Origin of the sequence: Amycolatopsis sp. 3B14 (assembly GCF_050958625.1) — a bacterium.
In the GTDB taxonomy this organism is placed as follows: Bacteria; Actinomycetota; Actinomycetes; order Mycobacteriales; family Pseudonocardiaceae; genus Amycolatopsis_E; species Amycolatopsis_E thermoflava.
On the sequence record NZ_JBHZEN010000073.1, the window covers coordinates 17972 to 33223 of the forward strand.

A 15252-nucleotide genomic window follows, 5' to 3' on the forward strand; every position below is an offset into this window, starting at 1 on the left:
CGGGGGATCACCCGGAGATGTCGTCTTCACCTGCCACGTCGAGTCTCCTCAGAACGGTTCCCTTGCGCGTCAACCATACCAGCCTCCGCGATCACCGGTCGGGTGGCCATGCGCGGTCGCGCAGGAGAACGCCTCAGCGCTGTGGCAGATACTGGCTCGGAGTGCGGCAGCGGAGGGTATGTTGATGCCGTGAGAGCCGACGCCGCACGCAACCTCGAGCTCGTGCTGACCACGGGTGCCCGCATGCTCGCCGAGGACCCCGCGACCAGCATCGCCGCGATCGCCGCCGAGGCGGGTGTGGACCGTCGCACCGTGTACCGGCGCTTCGCCAGTCGCGAAGAACTGCTGACGGCGGTGTACGAAGCCCGCCTCGACGCGATCGAGGCGGCGATCGAGGCCGCCCGGCTGCGGGAAGCGCCGGTGCCGGTGGCGCTGCACCGGTACGTCGAACTGATCGTCGGGGTCAACCGCAAGTGGCCCACCGAGGTCAGCCGGATGCGCTCGGACCCGGAGATCTGGGCGCGGCGGCAGCGTTCGGTCGACGAGGTCGAGCGGTTCGCGCAGCGGGCCGCCGACGAAGGTTTCCTGCGGCCCGGCCTGCCCGCGGGCTGGGCGAGCAGGGTGCTCGGCCAGTTGCTGCACCTCGCCACCCGGGACCTGCCCGACCTCAGCGACGCCCAAGCCGCCGACGTCCTGGTGGACACCTTCCTGCGCGGCTTCGGGGCGGGCTAGCTCTCCCGGCAGGGCCGACAGGTCCACAACAGACGGAACTCGCGGATGGCGCACCGGTGCCCGCGGGCGCCGGTCTCCCTGTGGTGAAATGCACCGGGTGACGAAGAACCTCCCGTTGGACCCCGAACTCGCCGCGCTGCTGCCCGCTCTGGAGGGCCGGGTGCCGGTCGGCATGACGGCGGACCGGCTCGACCACTTCCGCGCCCTGCCGTTCCCGACGATCGAGGAGCAGATCGGCGGCCGCCCGGTCACCTGGACCGACCACACGATCCCCGGGTACCGCGGGGCGGAGATCACGGTCTCGGTCATCGCGCGCGAGGACCACCGCGAGCGGGGGCCGGGGATCTTCCACATCCACGGCGGCGGGATGGTGATGGGGGACCGGTTCGCCTCCGTGCACCCGCTGATCGACTGGGCGATGAAGTACGACGCGGTGTCCGTCACCGTCGAGTACCGGCGCGCGCCCGAGCACCCGCACCCGGTGCCGGTCGAGGACTGCTACGCCGCTCTGCGGTGGATGGCCGGGCACGCGGACGAGCTCGGGTTCGACCCGGCGCGGCTGGTCGTCTTCGGCGGTAGCGGCGGGGGCGGGCTCGCCGCGGGGACGACCCTGCTGGCGCGCGATCGCCGCGGTCCGGCGTTGTCCGGGCAGCTGCTGCAGTGCCCGATGATCGACGACCGCGGCGAGACCGTGTCCGCGCGCGAGTACGACGGCGTCGGGGTGTGGGACCGAACCAGCAACCTGACCGCGTGGACGATGGTCCTGGGCGAGCGGCGCGGCACCGCCGACGTATCGCCCTACGCGGCCCCGGCGCGCGCCGCCGACCTCAGCGGGCTGCCGCCGACGTTCGTCGACGCCGGCGCGGTCGAGGTCTTCCGCGACGAGGCGGTGGCGTTCGCGAGCGCCATCTGGGCCGCCGGGGGCGAAGCGGAGCTGCACGTATGGGGCGGCGCGTTCCACGGTTTCTACGACATCGCCCCCGGATCGGCGGTGGCCAAGGCTTGCGTGGCCGCGCGGGAGTCGTGGCTGGAGCGGCTGCTCAGCCGCTGATCACAACGCGCCGTCGGTGCGCGCCCAGGCCGGCGAACGCGTTCACCGCATCCGTGATCGCCGCCGGAGCAGTGTCCACAGTGGACGCGGTGGTCTGGGCGTGAGGGCGAAGTAGGCGAGCGCCACCACGCGGGGCGACCGTCGCGGGCGGCGTCGCCGATGCCGCCCCGCGCCCCAACGGGTCATCCGGCCCGGCACGGCCGGGCTGAACCCGCCGAAGAGCAGCGGGATCCGCCGCGCGCGCGGGCGCGACCGTGTCGGCGGCGCCCGGGTAGGCGTTGCGCCCGGCCGTGCCGACGATCGCGGAGCGGCAGCGGGGACCGCCCGGAGTGCGTTACGAGCCGACCGCCGACGGGCTCATCGCGAGCAGGAAGTCCAGCGCCTCCTGCGACGGGGACCCGGGCTCGGCGGTGTAGGCGACGAGTTGCTGGTCCGGCTGGGTGTCGACGGAGAACTGCTGCACGTCGAGCGTGATCGGGCCGGCCACCGGATGCAGGTAGGTCTTCACCAGCTGGCGCGGTCCGCGCACCTGGTGGCTCGCCCACCACGTGCGGAAGTCCGGGTCGCGGACGCTGAGTTCGCCGATCAGCGCGGCCAGCGCCTTGTCTCCGGGGTTGCGGCCGGCCTCCATGCGCAGGACCGCGACGCATTCGCGAGCGGCGCGCGGCCAGTCCGCGTACAGGGCGCGGTAGGCGTCGTCGAGGAAGGTGAGCCGGATCAGGTTCCGCTCGGCCGCGGGCAGCGCGCCGAAGTCGGTCAGGAGCGCGGCCGCGCCCCGGTTCCAGGCCAGCACGTCCATGCGCCGGTTGAGGATCATGGCCGGGACGTCGCGCATGCCGTCGAGCAGCTGCCGCAGCTGCCGGTCGACCTTGGGCCTGCCCGGCTGCCGGGCGGGCGCGGCCGGGGCGACCTCGGCGACCGCGAACAGGTAGTCGCGCTCGTCGGGAGCGAGCTGCAGCGCGTCGGCGAGCGCGTCGAGGACCGGGCGGGACACCCGGCGCGTGCGGCCCTGTTCGAGCCGGACGATGTAGTCGATGCTGATGTGCGCGAGCTGGGCCAGCTCCTCGCGGCGCAGGCCCGGCACGCGGCGCAGCCTGCCGTCGTCGGGGAAGCCGGCGCGGGCCGGGTCGAGGGCGGCGCGGCGGGCGCGCAGGAACTCGCCCAGCTCGTTGGTCTCCATGACTCCAGTGTCCACACCGCGGGGACGGCGTGCCTGGTACTGGGTTGCACAGGCAGTTCCTTCCCTGGTACCGGCCTCCGGCGCGGACGAGCCTGGGATGCATGAGAACGAACGTCACCTTCCCCAGCAACGGACTCCGGCTCGCCGCTGACCTGTACACCCCGGACACCGGAAGCGGTCCTTGGCCCGCGCTCGTGGTCGGCCACCCCGGCACCAGCGTCAAGGAGCAGACCTCCGGTCTGTACGCGCGGCGGATGGCCGAGCAGGGCTTCGTCACCCTCGCCTACGACGCCGCCTACCAGGGCGCGAGCGAGGGCGAGCCGCGTGGCCTGGAGGACCCGGCGCAGCGCGTCGAGGACTTCAAGGCCGCGGTCTCCTACCTCGCCACCCGGCCCGAGGCCGACCCCGAGCGGATCGGCACGCTCGGCATCTGCGCCTCCGGCGGGTACTCGATGGCCGCGGCGGCGGGGGACCACCGCATCAAGGCCGTCGGCACCGTCAGCCCCGTCGACGTCGCCCGCCAGTTCCGCCTCGGCGCCGACGGCACCCAGGACCCGGCCGTGTTCCAGGGCATGCTCGACGCGGCGGCCGCCGCCCGCACCGCCGAGGCCCGCGGCGGGGGCGCGCAGACCTTCCAGCTCTTCCCGGACACCGCCGAGCAGGCCCGCGCGCTGGGCGGACAGCACGGGGTGGAGGGGTTCGAGTACTACTGCACGGACCGCGCACAGCACCCGCGCTCGGCGAAGCGGCTGCCGTGGTCCAGTGTGGACCGTCTGGCGCTCTTCGACGCGTTCCGCTTCGTGGGCCTGATCGCGCCGCGCCCGCTGCTGCTGATCGCCGGGCGCGAGGCGGTGACGTCCTGGATGGCGGTGGAGGCCTTCCAGGAGGCGCGCGGGCCGAAGGAACTGCACTGGATCGAGGGCGCGACGCACGTCGACCTGTACGACCGGGAGCCGCACGTCACCGCCGCGGTCGAGAAGCTGACCGGCTTCTACCGGACCCACCTGGCCTGACCTCGAGAACCGCGTGGGCGTCGCGGACCTTCGTCAGCGCGGCCGCCATGACCCGCTTCTCCTCGTCCGTCAGGTGCCGGGAGAAGTGCTCCTCGATCCCGCGCAGGTACTGCGGCGCGGTGGTGCGGAAGGCACGTTCGCCGGACCGGGTCATGGCGGCCCACACCACCCGCCGGTCCTCCTCGTCGCGGATCTTCTCGACCACCCCGGCGCTCACCATCTCGTCCACCAGGCGGCTGACGCGGGTCCGGCTGAGCACGACCCGCTCGGCCAGGTCGTTCATGCGCAGCCGCCGCCCGGGCCCGGCGTTCAGTTCCAGCAGGACGTCGTACCAGGTGAGGGGGATGGTGCCGGACCTGGTCAGGTCGGAGTCGATGGCCCGCAGCGCGGCGTTGTACGCCAGCAGCATCGCTCGCCAGGCAGCCAGGCCCTTGTCGTCGGACGCGCTCATGGGGTAAGGATAGTAGATGTGTGCGTGCGCACGCATCTACCAACGAGGAAGGAACTCCCGATGACCGGATCAACGACGCCGACCCGCAGGCTGGGCGAGGTGGAGCTGCCTGCCGCCGGCACGTGGCGGATCGACCCGGGGCATGCCGAGGTCGCGTTCGTCGGACGGCACTTCATGCTGACGAAGGTGCGCGGACGGTTCACCGGCGTGGACGGCGCGGTGGAGATCGCCGAAAACCCGGCGGACAGCAAGGTTTCGGTGACCATCGACATGGCCTCGGTGCACAGCGGGGACCAGGCCCGCGACGACCACCTCAGATCAGCCGACTTCTTCGACGTGCCCGCGCATCCCACCGCGACCTTCGTGTCCGGCGACGTGCGCTGGGACGGCAGCCGCGGGTCGATGACCGGCGAGCTGACCATCAAGGGCGTGACCAGGCCGGTGACACTGGCGGTCGACTACGTCGGCTACGCGCAGGACCCGTGGGACAACCACCGCGCCGTCTTTTCGGCCAGGGGCCGCCTCAACCGGGAAGACTGGGGGCTGACCTGGAACATGCCGCTCGCCAGGGGAGGACTGCTCGTGTCCAAGGAGATCGACCTGGAGCTCGAGGTGGAACTGGTGTACGCCGGCTGACCGCGGCGCAGGGGCGGCGCCGGCGCGCGGTCAGAGCCGCAGCGCCATCCCGACGGACGCCGGCGCCGTCTCCGCGAAGCCGTACTTGGCGTAGAGGTGCCGGGCGTCGCCGTCGGCGATGAGCGAGACGTAGGCCGTGCGCGGCGCCCGCTCGCGCAGGCGGTCCACCAGTGCCGCCATGATCTTCTTGCCGATGCCCCGCCCCTGGTGCTCGGGCAGCACGCACATGTCGACGATCTGGAAGGCGGTGCCGCCGTCGCCGATGACGCGGCCCATCCCGATCGGACGGTCGCCGTGGTAGGCGACGACCGCGTACCACGATCCGGCCAGGCCCGCCGTCGCCGCCTCCGTCGACTTCGGACTCAGCCCGGCGCCGACCCGCAGGCGCTGGTACAGCTCGACCGCGGGCGTTTCGGCCCGCACCACGTAGTCCATCAGGACCCCGCCTCGTCCGTGCGGGCCCCGGCGAGCACGGCGTCCAGCAGGCCCGGGTAGCGCGCGTCCAGGTCGTCGCGGCGCAGGGTCAGCAGGTTCTCCCGTCCCGACGGCTCCTGGATGATCACGCCGCTGTCCCGCAGCACCCGCCAGTGGTGGGTCATCGTCGACTTGGCCGGGACGCCGATCTCGGTCAGGACGCTGGTGCAGTTGTGCTCGCCGCCGCCGGCCAGCACGCGCACGGCGGCCAGCCGCACCGGGTGGCCCAGCGCGGACAGCACCTCGTCGACGCGGATCTGGTCGCGCTCCGGGTGACGGTACTTCACGGTACTACCGTACCGCAAAAGTCGAACAATCCTCTTGCTCGCCGGCCAGACTGTACGTAATTATGCGTACGATCGTACTTTCGACCCTGGAAGGTGTGCTTCCGCATGTCCGCTCTTCCGAGACAGGCCGCCGGGCCGCGGCTGGGCTGGGTGCTGCCCCTGCTCGCGCTCGCGCAGCTGATCTACTCGCTGGACCTCAACATCGTGTTCGTCGCCCTGCCCGAAATCGGCGCCGACCTGGGCTTCCCCGGTCAGACCCAGCAGCTGGTGGTGAGCGCCTACGTCGTGTTCGCCGGCGGGTTCCTGCTCCTCGGCGGCCGGGCCGCCGACCTGCTCGGGCGGCGCCGCGTCTTCGTGCTGGCACTGGCCCTCTACGCGGTCTCGTCGCTGGCCGGCGGGCTGGCGCCGACCCCCGCCACGATCATCGTCGCCCGTGCGGTGCAGGGGATCGGCGGCGCGCTGCTGCTGCCGGCCACGCTGTCCCTGATCAACACGCTGTTCCCGGAGGGGCCGAAACGCAACCGCGCGCTGGCCGTCTGGGGTGGCGCGGGCGCCAGCGGGCTGACCATCGGCGCGCTGCTCGGCGGTGTGCTCACCGAGAACTTCGGCTGGCCTGCCGTCTTCTACGTCAACGTGCCGCTGGCCGGTCTCGTGGCGCTGGCCGCGCTCGCGGTGATCCCGCGCGACCCGGCGCGCGGGCCGCGGCGGCGCTTCGACCTGCCCGGCTCGCTGACCGTCACCGGGGGCGCGACGCTGCTCGTGTTCGCGCTGGTGCAGGGCCCCGAGCAGGGCTGGGGGAGCGGGCTGGTGCTCGGCGCGTTCGCGTTGTCCGCGGTGCTGCTGGTGGCGTTCGCGGTCATCGAGCGGCGCAGCGCGGATCCGCTCATGCCGTTCCGGTTGTTCGGCAACCGCAGCCTGACGATCGGCATGAGCGTCACGTTCATCTACATGGCCACGTTCGGCGTGCTGCCGTACTTCCTGACCGTCCTCATGCAGAGCGTGCACGGTTACAGCGCGCTGCAGGCCGGGCTCGCGTTCCTGGTCCCGTCGCTGGCGATCGCGACCGGCACCCAGCTCGGCGAGCGGCTGACCACGCGGATCGGCCTGCGCACCACGCTCGTCGGCGGCTTCGCGGTCGGCGTGGTGGGCACGGCGGTCATGGCGATCGGGTTCGACGCCGGCGCCGGGTACGGGCTGCTGGTGCCCGGGCTGGTGGTGTCCGGCGTCGGCCAGGGTGTGGTGTGGACGGCGATGTGGATCGCCGCCGCCACCGGCACCGCGGCGGCCGAACAGGGCGTCGCGAACGGCATCGCGTCCACGGCGCTGAACATCGGCAACGCGATCGGCCTCGCCGTGTTCACCGCGCTCGCGGACCTCGGCACCGGCGGCAAGACCGGCGAGGACCTGCGCGCCGCCACGGCGGACGGCGAGTTCCTGGTCGTGCTGCTGACCGCCGCCGGGATGGTGCTCGGGCTGCTCGTCAGCCTCGCACTGGCGCGCAAACCCGCCGCCGCCCCGGCCGAGCCGGTCGCCGCGGCGTGAACGCCCCGGGCAGGGCGGGGTCACCGCCCTGCCCGGGGTCCCGCCGCCTCAGGCGGTCGTGCGCGCGTAGTGCTCGGCGATCTCGTCGCTGGTGGTGAGCCAGACGTCGTCGTGGCTCGCGATGTAGGCCAGCGCCTCGTCGAGGTAGCGGGCGCGGAACGGCTGGCCGATGACGAACGGGTGCAGCGGGAGCGCCATGACGCGGCCGCCGGTCGCGGAGTCGGCGTAGAGCTGGTCGAACTGGTCCTTGACGATCTGCAGCACCTCGGGGCCGGTGAAGCCCCGGGTGATGAACATCAGCAGGTCGTTGACCTCGACGGTGTAGGGCACGCTCAGCATGCCGGGCACGTTCAACCGGTACGGCTGGTCGTCGTTGGTCCAGTCGAGCACGTAGCTCAGGCCGAGTTCGGCGAGCAGCCGTGGCGTCTCGAAGGTTTCGGTGAGGCCGGGGCCCATCCAGCCCTTCGGCCGCTGCCCGGTCGCCTTCTCGATGGTGGTGACCGCGTCGGTGAGGATCTCGCGTTCCTCGTCTTCGCCGAGGTTCGCGTGCAGGCGCGAGTTGGTCTGGCCGTGCACGAGCCAGGCCCAGTCACGGGCCCGGCCGGCCCCGATCACCTGCGGGTAGTGCCGCGCGACCTCGGAGTTGAGCAGCGCCGACGCGCGGATCCCGTGCCGGTCCAGGATGTCGATCACCCGCCAGATGCCGACGCGCAGGCCGTAGTCGCGCCACCCGTAGTTGAGCGCGTCGGGCACCAGCGTGTTCGTGGACGCCGAGATGCTGGTGGACGGCTTGTCGACGTGGAAGTGCTCGATGTTGAGACCGACGTAGAACGCCAGGCGGGCCCCGTTCGGCCAGGCGATCGGCTCCCGCTCGGTGATCGGCTGGTAGTCGAAGAGTTCCAGGCTCATGCGGCCAGGGTGCAACGTTGCCACCAGTGTGAAGGTCAAACCGGGAGAAGTGTGACCGTGGTCGCTTCAGGAAGCTAAATGTCAGACGTTGAGCAATGTGCAGAGTTGCTGTTAGTCTGCAGTTCTCCGCTGGAGGACAGTGTCACGCGGAAGTGACGGGAGGGGAAGCCGATGCCGGTCGCGCTCGGACCGCTTGAGGGTGTCCGCGTGGTGGACATGACCACGTCCTACGCCGGCCCGACGGCCGCCATGTACCTGGGTGACCTCGGCGCCACGGTCATCAAGGTCGAGCGCCCGGGAACCGGGGACGACGCACGGGCCTGGGGACCGCCCTTCGTGGACGGCGAGTCGGCCTGGTTCGCCTCGGCCAACCGCAACAAGAAGTCCGTCGTGCTCGACATCCGTGCCCCGGAGGGGCGGGATGTGCTGCTGCGGCTGCTCGACACCGCCGACGTGTTCCTGCACAACGTCAACCCGGCCAAGGTGCACGGCCTCGGCATCGACGGCGAGCGCCTGCGATCGCGCAATCCGCGGCTCGTCTACTGCGCGATGTCCGGGTTCGGATCGGACGGTCCCGACAGCGGCCTCCCGGGCTACGACCTGGTCGCCCAGGCGCGTTCCGGCCTGATGTCGGTGACGGGGGAGTCCGGGCGCAGCCCGCAGCGCGTCTCCACCGCACTGTCCGATGTGGTCACCGGGATGTGCGCGGCCATCGCGGTCAACGCGGCGCTGGTCCGCCAACGGGTCAGCGGCGCGGGAGAGATCATCGACGTGTCCCTGCTCGACGCGGACCTCGCGTTGATGGCGCCCAGGATCGCGGCGTTCCACGCCGGCGAACCTGAGCCGGCGCCCAGTGGTGGCACCGATTCCGTGCTCGCGGTCTACCAGCCCTTCGAAACCGCGGACCGGACGATGGTCGTGGCAGTCGGGAACGACGCGATGTGGCAACGGCTCTGCGCCGCGCTCGACCTGCCGGAGCTGACCGCAGATCCCGCGCTGGCCCACAACGCGGGCAGGCGCGAGCAACGGGCGCGCGTGACCGAGGCCATCGCCGGACGCCTGGCGACGCGCCCCGCCGCCGACTGGCTGCGCATCCTCGGCGAGGCCGGGGTGCCGGTCGCGATCGTCCACACACTGTCCGAAGTGGTCAAGGACCCGCAGGTGGTGGCCCGCGGGGCGGTGCTCCCGGTCCCCGGTTCCGGGGACGGGCTCGTCACGGTGCGCAGCCCGTTCCGGCTGTCGTCGACCGCGGCGCGGAACGAACGGTTCCCGGCGCTGGGCGAGCACACCCGTCAGGTCCTGCTCGGCTTGGGCTACAACGAAGAGGAGATCACCCGGATGAGATGCACAGGCGTCATCGCCGAAGCCGCGGAACCCGTGGACGCCGGTGGTGAGGCGGCGGCCTCATGAGCGACCTGCTCGTCGAACGCACGGACGCGACGGTGACGCTCACGATCCACCGCCCGGCCGCGTTGAACGCCCTGACCGGTGAACTCCTCGGGGACCTGCGGCGGTGCGTGGCGGAGGCGGCAGGCGACCCGGCGGTCCGCGCGGTGGTGATCACCGGCAGCGGACAGAAGGCGTTCAGCGCCGGCGCCGACCTGAACGAGATCACGGCCCTGGGGACGGACCTCGCGCGGGCACGGGAGCTGATGTCGCGGGGACAGGCGGCGCTACGGGAGATCGAGCGGGCGCCGGTTCCCGTGATCGCCGCCGTCAACGGTCTCGCACTGGGCGGCGGGTTCGAACTGGTCCTGGCGTCGACGTTCGCGGTGCTGTCCACCCGGGCGTCGCTCGGGCTGCCCGAGTCGAGCCTGGGCCTGATCCCCGGTTACGGCGGTACTCAGCGGCTTCCCCACGCCGTCGGGCAACGGGTCGCCGCGCATCTGATGCTGACCGGCACTCGGCTGTCCGCCGACCACGCCCACGCACTGGGCCTCACGCCGGTGCCGCCCGTGGCGCCGGATGAGCTGCTGCCCACGGCCGCCTCGATCGCCGGAACGATCGCCTCGCGGGGGCCGCTCGCCGTCCGCGCCATCCTGCGTGCCGTGGAGGCGGCGCGGGACCTGCCGCTGGACGAGGGGTTGTCCACCGAGACCGAGCTCGCGGCGCGGGCGATCGTGAGCGCCGAGTCCACCGAAGGGGTCGCCGCGTTCACCGAACGCCGGACCCCCGTGTTCCCGAACCCGGAGGACTGAGGATGCCCGCCGAACCACTCGACATCGACATCGACCCCGAGGCGTACCAACGGCTTCACGCGCTGCTCGACGAGCCTGCCGCCGACGCGTCACTGACCCCGCGCGAACTCGACGTCCGCGCCCGCACGCGCCAGGTGGTGGCCGCCGACGTCGCCCCGCGCGCGGCGATGCTGGACGCCACCCACACCTTCGCCCACGACAGCGTGCGGGCGCTGGCCAGGGCGGGGCTCTGCGGGCTGCTCTTCCCCGAGCACCTTGGCGGCACGGCGGACACGACCGTCGCCTACGCCGTGGCGATGGAGGAGGTCACCGCGGGCTGTGCGGCGACCAGCCTCGTGTTCATGACGCAGACGCACGCCGCCTACCCACTGCTGCTGGCGGGCACCGAAGAGCTGCAGCGGCGCTACATCCCCGGGCTGCTCGACGGTTCGCGCTACGGCTCGCTCGCCGTCACCGAACCGGACGCCGGTTCGGACGTCGCGAGCCTGACGACGACCGCCACCCCGGTCGCGGACGGGTGGTCGCTGAGCGGTCAGAAGACGTTCATCACCACCGGGGACAAGGCCGACGTGATCATCTGCTTCGCCACCGTCGACCGGATGCTGGGCCGCGCGGGCGTGACGGCGTTCGTCCTCGAGGGCGGCTGGGCCGGCCTGACCCGTGGCGCGCCGCTGCACAAGATGGGCATGCACGGCTCCAGCACGGCCGAGCTGTTCTTCGACCACGTCGCGGTGCCCCGGGAGAACCTACTGGGCGAGGTGGGCGGCGGCTGGTCGGTGGTGATGAGCTCGGTCGTCAAGTCGCGCATCAGTGCAGCCGCACAGGGCGTCGGGCTGGCCCGCGCCGCCTACGCCCGCACGCTCGCGACCCTGACGCGGCTCCACGGTCACCGGCTCCCGGACGAGTGCTCCTTCGCGCTGGCCGGTCTGCGGGGCCGGATCCTGCAAGGCAGGCTGCTGCTGCACGCCGTCGCCCGCCAGGTCGACGCCGACCCGGGAGTGTCGCCCGGCCAGATCGCGATCATGAAGCAGTCCTGCACCGACCTGGGTTTCCAGGCGTCGGTGGACGCCGCCCGGATCCTGGGCCCCTACGGCGACCTGGCGGTGTTCGGTGTCGAACGCTGCCTGCGTGACGCCAAGGTCACCCAGATCTACGACGGCGCCAACGAAATCCAGCGGTTGCTCATCGGCCGCGAAACCACCCGCGCGATGGAGGGTTCGGCGTGACAACGGAAAGTCTCGAGGGCAAGGTCGCGATCGTCACCGGGGCCGGCCGCGGGCTGGGCAGGGCGATGGCGGAGGCTCTGGCCGAAGCCGGGGCGGCGGTCACGGTGGCCGCCCGCACCGAGTCCGAACTGGACAGTTTCGTCGACGAGGTGAAATCCGCCGGTGGCGCGGCGCTGGCCTGCCCGACCGACGTCACCGACGAGTCCTCGGTGGAGCGGATGGTCACCGCCACGGTCGACACGTTCGGCCGGGTGGACATCCTGGTCAACAACTCCGGCATCGTGGCCACCTCACCCCTGGTGGACCAGTCGGCGCAGGAATGGGACCGGGTCATCGCGACGAACCTGCGCGGCACCTTCCTGGCCACCCGCGCGGTGGGCAGGCACCTGGTCGCCCAGGGGTCCGGCAAGGTCATCAACATCGCGTCCAACTTCGCCCTCCAGGGCATCGCGCGGCACGCGGCGTACTCGGCGTCGAAGGCCGCGATCCTCGGCTTCACCCGCTCCATGGCGGTGGAATGGGCGCCCCACGGCGTCCAGGTGAACGCCCTCGCGCCCGGCTACTTCGCCACCGCCCTCAACGCCGACGTGCACGGCGACCCCGACATGCTGGCCCGCGTGGTGCGGGCCATCCCGGCGCGCCGGATGGGCAGCCCGGACGAGCTCAAGCCGTGGCTGCTGCTCCTCGCCGGCAGCGCCTCGGACTTCATGACCGGCGAGTTCATCGTCATCGACGGCGGCCAGAGCGTCCGCTGACAGCCACCCGGGAGACTTCAGTGAGCACCAAGAGCACGACCGTCGCCGTCCTCGGCGCCGGCACCATGGGCTCGGGGATCGCGACCGTCATGGCTCGCGCCGGGCACCGAACCATCCTGTACGACATCGACGAGGCCAACCTCGAGCGCGGCCTTGCCACCGTGCGCGGGTTCCTGGACAAGAGCGTCCGGCTCGGCAAACTCGACGCAGGCGCCGCCCAGACGGCCAAGGACGCGTTGCGGGGCACCACCGAGCTCACCGATCTGGCGCCCTGCGGCGTGGTCGTCGAGGCCGTGTTCGAGGACCTGGCGCTCAAGAAGGACACCTTCGGCAGGCTCGACGACATCGTCGCCGAGTCCACCTTGTTCCACACCAACACCTCGACGCTGTCGGTGACCGGGATCGCCGCCGGGTCGCGCAGGCCGGAGCGCGTCGTCGGCACCCACTACTGCAACCCGGCTCCGCTGATGAAGCTCGTCGAGGTGGCCGACGGTCGGCACACCGCCGCGTGGGCGCACCGCGCGACGCTGGACTTCCTCGCCTCGCTCGGCAAGACCACCGTGGTGACCAAGGACCGGCCCGGGTTCATCGTCAACCGCTTCCTCATCCCGTGGGAGAACTCCTGCATCCGGGCGCTGGAAGCCGGATGGGCCACCAAGGAGGCCATCGACGCCGCCGTGCCGGGCGCACTCGGCCACCCGATGGGGCCGTTCCGGCTGCTCGACATCGTCGGGATGGACATCCACCAGCAGGTCGCCACCCGGCTCTACGAGCAGTTGCGCGACGACCGCTTCTTCCCGCCGCCGATGGTCGAGCGGATGGTCGCCGCGGGCGATCTGGGCCGCAAGACCGGCCGCGGGTTCTACACCTACGACGACACCCGGCTGTTCGGGTCCTGAGGAGACCGGCATGAGCGAGTCCACAGCAGACTTCAAGCGGATCGGCCTGATCGGCTCGGGGACCGCGGCCACCGGGATCGCCGAGGCGCTAACCGCGGCCGGGCGCGAGGTGATCGCCCTGGGCAGCACCCGCGGAGCCGGGGCCGATCTGGCCGACGCAGACCTGGTCCTGGAAGCCGTGCCCGACGAGGCCGAGGTGAAGCAGGCCGTGCTGGCCGAGATCGCGGATGTGATCGGCGAGGGGACACCGCTCGTCACCGTCACCGCCACCCTGTCGGTGACCGAATTGGCGGCCGGGGTGCCGAACCCGCCGCGGGTGGCCGGCCTGCACTTCCTCGGCCCGGTGGCCGGACCGGGGGTGGTCGAAGTCGTGCGCGCGCTGCGGACCGGCGAGGACCTGGTGCAGGCCCTCGTCGCCTTCGCCGGATCGATCGAGGGCAAACAGCCGGTCGTGGTCGGGGACCGGCCCGGCTTCCTCGTCAACGCGCTGCAACTGCCCTACCTCAACGACGTCATCCAGGAATTCGATGACGGCCTGGCCAGCGCGGAGGACATCGACACCGCGCTGCGGCTCGGGCTCGGCTATCGCGCCGGTCCACTGGAGACACTCGACCGGATCGGGCTGGATGTCCACCTGCGGACGACCGAGGCCCTCTACGCGGTGACACGCGACCGCCGCTACGCCCCGCCGCCGCTGCTGCGCCGGATGGTGGCCGCGGGGTTTCTCGGCGACAAGACCGGACAGGGCTTCCGCACCGGCGGAGCGGCAACCGAGGAGGAGTGACCGGAGATGACCTACGACGACATCCTGACCAGCACCGACGGCCCGGTGCTCACCATCGAGATCAACCGGCCGGAGGCGGGCAACAAGTTCCGCCACCAGACCTGCCTGGAGCTCTTCGACGCCCTCCAGCGGTTCCGCCTCGACCGGGAGCTGCGCGCCGCGGTCCTCACCGGTGCGGGCGAGAAGTTCTTCTGCATCGGCGGGGAACACGAGCCGGTCACCTCGCTCGACCAGTCGCAGGTGCTGCCGATCATCGACGTCTACCAGGCGATCGACACCATTCCCAAGCCGGTCATCGCCGCGGTCAACGGCTTCGCGGTCGGCGGCGGGAACGTCCTGCACAACGTGTGCGACCTGACCATCGCCGCGGAGCACGCCGTCTTCCGGCAGGTTGGCCCAATGGTCGGCAGCTTCGACGCAGGCTACGGCTCGTGGTACCTGGAGGACACCATCGGCCGGAAGCGGGCCAAGGAGATGTGGTACCTCAACCGCAAGTACAGCGCCGCGCAGGCGCTGGCGATGGGCCTGGTCAACGAGGTCGTGCCGCTGGAGCAGTTGCGGCCCCGCGCCACCGAGGTCGCGCACGAGATCGCCACCCGCAGTCCGCTCGCGATCGGCGGGCTCAAGGCCGCCTTTTCCGCGCGGCACAACGGTGTCTCCGGCCAGGCGCGGATGGCGCACGACCAGCAGCTGACGTTGTACCTGCGGACGCAGGAGGCGCACGAGGTGAGCGCCGCGTTCGCCGAGCGGCGCCCGCCCAAGACCGAGAGCTTCTGGTCATGACCTGGCGCGGACCCCTGCTCGACGAGGAGCAGCGAGATCTGGCGGCGATGCTGGACGCGTTCACCGCCGACCGCGCCGTGGAACTGGACGACTCCCCGGAGATGGTTGCCGCCCTCGTGCAGGAGCTCGCCGGCTTGGGCGTCTGGACGCTCGGCACGCCCGAGTCCGCGGGGGGCGGCGGCGCCGGGAGCCTGACGACGGCGGTGGCGTGGGAGAGGCTCGGCCGGCGGTGGCCCGCGCTGGGCTGGGCCTCGGCGCAGGCCCACGCGGCGGTGGACGTCCTGGCAGGCGACCGGCGGTTCGCCGATCTGGTCGGCCGCATCCACGCCGGA

At 72.0% G+C, this 15252-nt stretch carries 18 protein-coding genes; 13 read left to right on the forward strand and 5 right to left on the reverse strand.

The window, feature by feature from the left end; all coding sequences use genetic code 11:
- The first annotated feature begins 189 nt into the window (after positions 1-189).
- Positions 190-732, forward strand: coding sequence for a TetR/AcrR family transcriptional regulator (locus tag ACCP09_RS34580; protein WP_027931086.1), 543 nt, complete (start codon positions 190-192; stop codon positions 730-732).
- Positions 733-820: 88 nt separating this feature from the next.
- Positions 821-1783: an alpha/beta hydrolase gene (locus ACCP09_RS34585; protein ID WP_400985420.1), complete on the forward strand. Its 963-nt coding sequence runs from the start codon at positions 821-823 to the stop codon at positions 1781-1783.
- A 334-nt stretch (positions 1784-2117) separates the two neighbouring features.
- Here the strand turns inward: ACCP09_RS34585 and ACCP09_RS34590 are convergent, their stop codons facing one another.
- Complete coding sequence (locus tag ACCP09_RS34590) at positions 2118-2963, reverse strand: helix-turn-helix transcriptional regulator (protein ID WP_123682933.1); 846 nt, start codon at positions 2961-2963, stop codon at positions 2118-2120.
- 101 nt (positions 2964-3064) lie between these two features.
- On the opposite strand from ACCP09_RS34590, the gene ACCP09_RS34595 reads away from it, so the two are divergent.
- Entirely contained in the window at positions 3065-3976 is a 912-nt protein-coding gene (locus ACCP09_RS34595) for an alpha/beta hydrolase (RefSeq protein ID WP_433753016.1), read from the forward strand.
- Here ACCP09_RS34595 and ACCP09_RS34600 read toward each other — a convergent pair.
- Positions 3924-4427: a MarR family winged helix-turn-helix transcriptional regulator gene (locus ACCP09_RS34600; protein ID WP_433753018.1), complete on the reverse strand. Its 504-nt coding sequence runs from the start codon at positions 4425-4427 to the stop codon at positions 3924-3926. The two genes, ACCP09_RS34595 and ACCP09_RS34600, sit on opposite strands and share 53 nt — an antisense overlap.
- 60 nt (positions 4428-4487) lie before the next feature.
- Between ACCP09_RS34600 and ACCP09_RS34605 the strand changes: the two genes are divergently transcribed.
- Positions 4488-5063, forward strand: coding sequence for a YceI family protein (locus ACCP09_RS34605; RefSeq protein ID WP_433753020.1), 576 nt, complete (start codon positions 4488-4490; stop codon positions 5061-5063).
- A 30-nt stretch (positions 5064-5093) separates the two neighbouring features.
- Here ACCP09_RS34605 and ACCP09_RS34610 read toward each other — a convergent pair whose 3' ends face one another.
- Together ACCP09_RS34610 and ACCP09_RS34615 are read right to left on the reverse strand one after the other, a co-directional pair.
- The gene (locus ACCP09_RS34610; protein WP_123682930.1) at positions 5094-5498 is read right to left on the reverse strand and encodes a GNAT family N-acetyltransferase; all 405 of its coding nucleotides are present in this window, start codon (positions 5496-5498) and stop codon (positions 5094-5096) included.
- Positions 5498-5824 (reverse strand): ArsR/SmtB family transcription factor, encoded by a 327-nt coding sequence (locus ACCP09_RS34615; protein ID WP_020419331.1) that lies wholly within the window; start codon positions 5822-5824, stop codon positions 5498-5500. Before ACCP09_RS34615 ends, ACCP09_RS34610 begins: the two co-directional genes overlap by 1 nt.
- A 105-nt stretch (positions 5825-5929) precedes the next feature.
- On the opposite strand from ACCP09_RS34615, the gene ACCP09_RS34620 reads away from it, so the two are divergent.
- Complete coding sequence (locus tag ACCP09_RS34620) at positions 5930-7366, forward strand: MFS transporter (RefSeq protein WP_433753023.1); 1437 nt, start codon at positions 5930-5932, stop codon at positions 7364-7366.
- Between the two features lie 48 nt (positions 7367-7414).
- On the opposite strand, the gene ACCP09_RS34625 is transcribed toward ACCP09_RS34620, so the two are convergent.
- Positions 7415-8275 carry a polysaccharide deacetylase family protein gene (locus tag ACCP09_RS34625; protein WP_433753025.1) on the reverse strand — a complete coding sequence of 287 codons (861 nt, stop codon included), beginning with the start codon at positions 8273-8275 and terminating at the stop codon, positions 7415-7417.
- A gap of 171 nt (positions 8276-8446) precedes the next feature.
- On the opposite strand from ACCP09_RS34625, the gene ACCP09_RS34630 reads away from it, so the two are divergent.
- From ACCP09_RS34630 to ACCP09_RS34665, 8 genes are all read left to right on the forward strand, one after another.
- On the forward strand, positions 8447-9685 hold the full coding sequence (locus ACCP09_RS34630; protein WP_433753027.1) for a CaiB/BaiF CoA transferase family protein: 1239 nt from the start codon (positions 8447-8449) through the stop codon (positions 9683-9685).
- A complete protein-coding gene (locus ACCP09_RS34635) occupies positions 9682-10473 on the forward strand; it encodes an enoyl-CoA hydratase/isomerase family protein (protein WP_433753029.1) in 792 nt (263 codons plus the stop codon). The genes ACCP09_RS34630 and ACCP09_RS34635 overlap by 4 nt, the downstream gene beginning before the upstream one ends.
- Positions 10474-10475: 2 nt before the next feature.
- Complete coding sequence (locus ACCP09_RS34640; protein ID WP_433753031.1) at positions 10476-11699, forward strand: acyl-CoA dehydrogenase family protein; 1224 nt, start codon at positions 10476-10478, stop codon at positions 11697-11699.
- Positions 11696-12454, forward strand: coding sequence for an SDR family NAD(P)-dependent oxidoreductase (locus ACCP09_RS34645; protein ID WP_433753032.1), 759 nt, complete (start codon positions 11696-11698; stop codon positions 12452-12454). The genes ACCP09_RS34640 and ACCP09_RS34645 overlap by 4 nt, the downstream gene beginning before the upstream one ends.
- A 20-nt stretch (positions 12455-12474) precedes the next feature.
- Entirely contained in the window at positions 12475-13353 is an 879-nt protein-coding gene (locus ACCP09_RS34650) for a 3-hydroxyacyl-CoA dehydrogenase family protein (protein WP_027931073.1), read from the forward strand.
- 10 nt (positions 13354-13363) lie between these two features.
- A complete protein-coding gene (locus ACCP09_RS34655) occupies positions 13364-14137 on the forward strand; it encodes a 3-hydroxyacyl-CoA dehydrogenase family protein (protein WP_433753034.1) in 774 nt (257 codons plus the stop codon).
- A gap of 6 nt (positions 14138-14143) precedes the next feature.
- Positions 14144-14920, forward strand: coding sequence for an enoyl-CoA hydratase-related protein (locus ACCP09_RS34660; RefSeq protein WP_123682923.1), 777 nt, complete (start codon positions 14144-14146; stop codon positions 14918-14920).
- Positions 14917-15252 (forward strand): acyl-CoA dehydrogenase family protein (locus ACCP09_RS34665; RefSeq protein ID WP_433753037.1); only part of this gene is annotated, 336 nt, incomplete at its 3' end. The genes ACCP09_RS34660 and ACCP09_RS34665, both read left to right, overlap by 4 nt.

What these genes read in the sequence shown, in the direction of transcription:
- ACCP09_RS34660 (WP_123682923.1), top strand. Translation starts at nt 14,144, where the DNA reads ATGACCTACGACGACATCCTGACCAGCACCGACGGCCCGGTGCTCACC.
- ACCP09_RS34605 (WP_433753020.1), top strand. Translation starts at nt 4,488, where the DNA reads ATGACCGGATCAACGACGCCGACCCGCAGGCTGGGCGAGGTGGAGCTG.
- ACCP09_RS34620 (WP_433753023.1), top strand. Translation starts at nt 5,930, where the DNA reads ATGTCCGCTCTTCCGAGACAGGCCGCCGGGCCGCGGCTGGGCTGGGTG.
- ACCP09_RS34655 (WP_433753034.1), top strand. Translation starts at nt 13,364, where the DNA reads ATGAGCGAGTCCACAGCAGACTTCAAGCGGATCGGCCTGATCGGCTCG.
- ACCP09_RS34640 (WP_433753031.1), top strand. Translation starts at nt 10,476, where the DNA reads ATGCCCGCCGAACCACTCGACATCGACATCGACCCCGAGGCGTACCAA.
- ACCP09_RS34635 (WP_433753029.1), top strand. Translation starts at nt 9,682, where the DNA reads ATGAGCGACCTGCTCGTCGAACGCACGGACGCGACGGTGACGCTCACG.
- ACCP09_RS34595 (WP_433753016.1), top strand. Translation starts at nt 3,065, where the DNA reads ATGAGAACGAACGTCACCTTCCCCAGCAACGGACTCCGGCTCGCCGCT.
- ACCP09_RS34630 (WP_433753027.1), top strand. Translation starts at nt 8,447, where the DNA reads ATGCCGGTCGCGCTCGGACCGCTTGAGGGTGTCCGCGTGGTGGACATG.
- ACCP09_RS34585 (WP_400985420.1), top strand. Translation starts at nt 821, where the DNA reads ATGCACCGGGTGACGAAGAACCTCCCGTTGGACCCCGAACTCGCCGCG.
- ACCP09_RS34600 (WP_433753018.1), bottom strand. Translation starts at nt 4,427, where the DNA reads ATGAGCGCGTCCGACGACAAGGGCCTGGCTGCCTGGCGAGCGATGCTG.
- ACCP09_RS34610 (WP_123682930.1), bottom strand. Translation starts at nt 5,498, where the DNA reads ATGGACTACGTGGTGCGGGCCGAAACGCCCGCGGTCGAGCTGTACCAG.
- ACCP09_RS34625 (WP_433753025.1), bottom strand. Translation starts at nt 8,275, where the DNA reads ATGAGCCTGGAACTCTTCGACTACCAGCCGATCACCGAGCGGGAGCCG.
- ACCP09_RS34590 (WP_123682933.1), bottom strand. Translation starts at nt 2,963, where the DNA reads ATGGAGACCAACGAGCTGGGCGAGTTCCTGCGCGCCCGCCGCGCCGCC.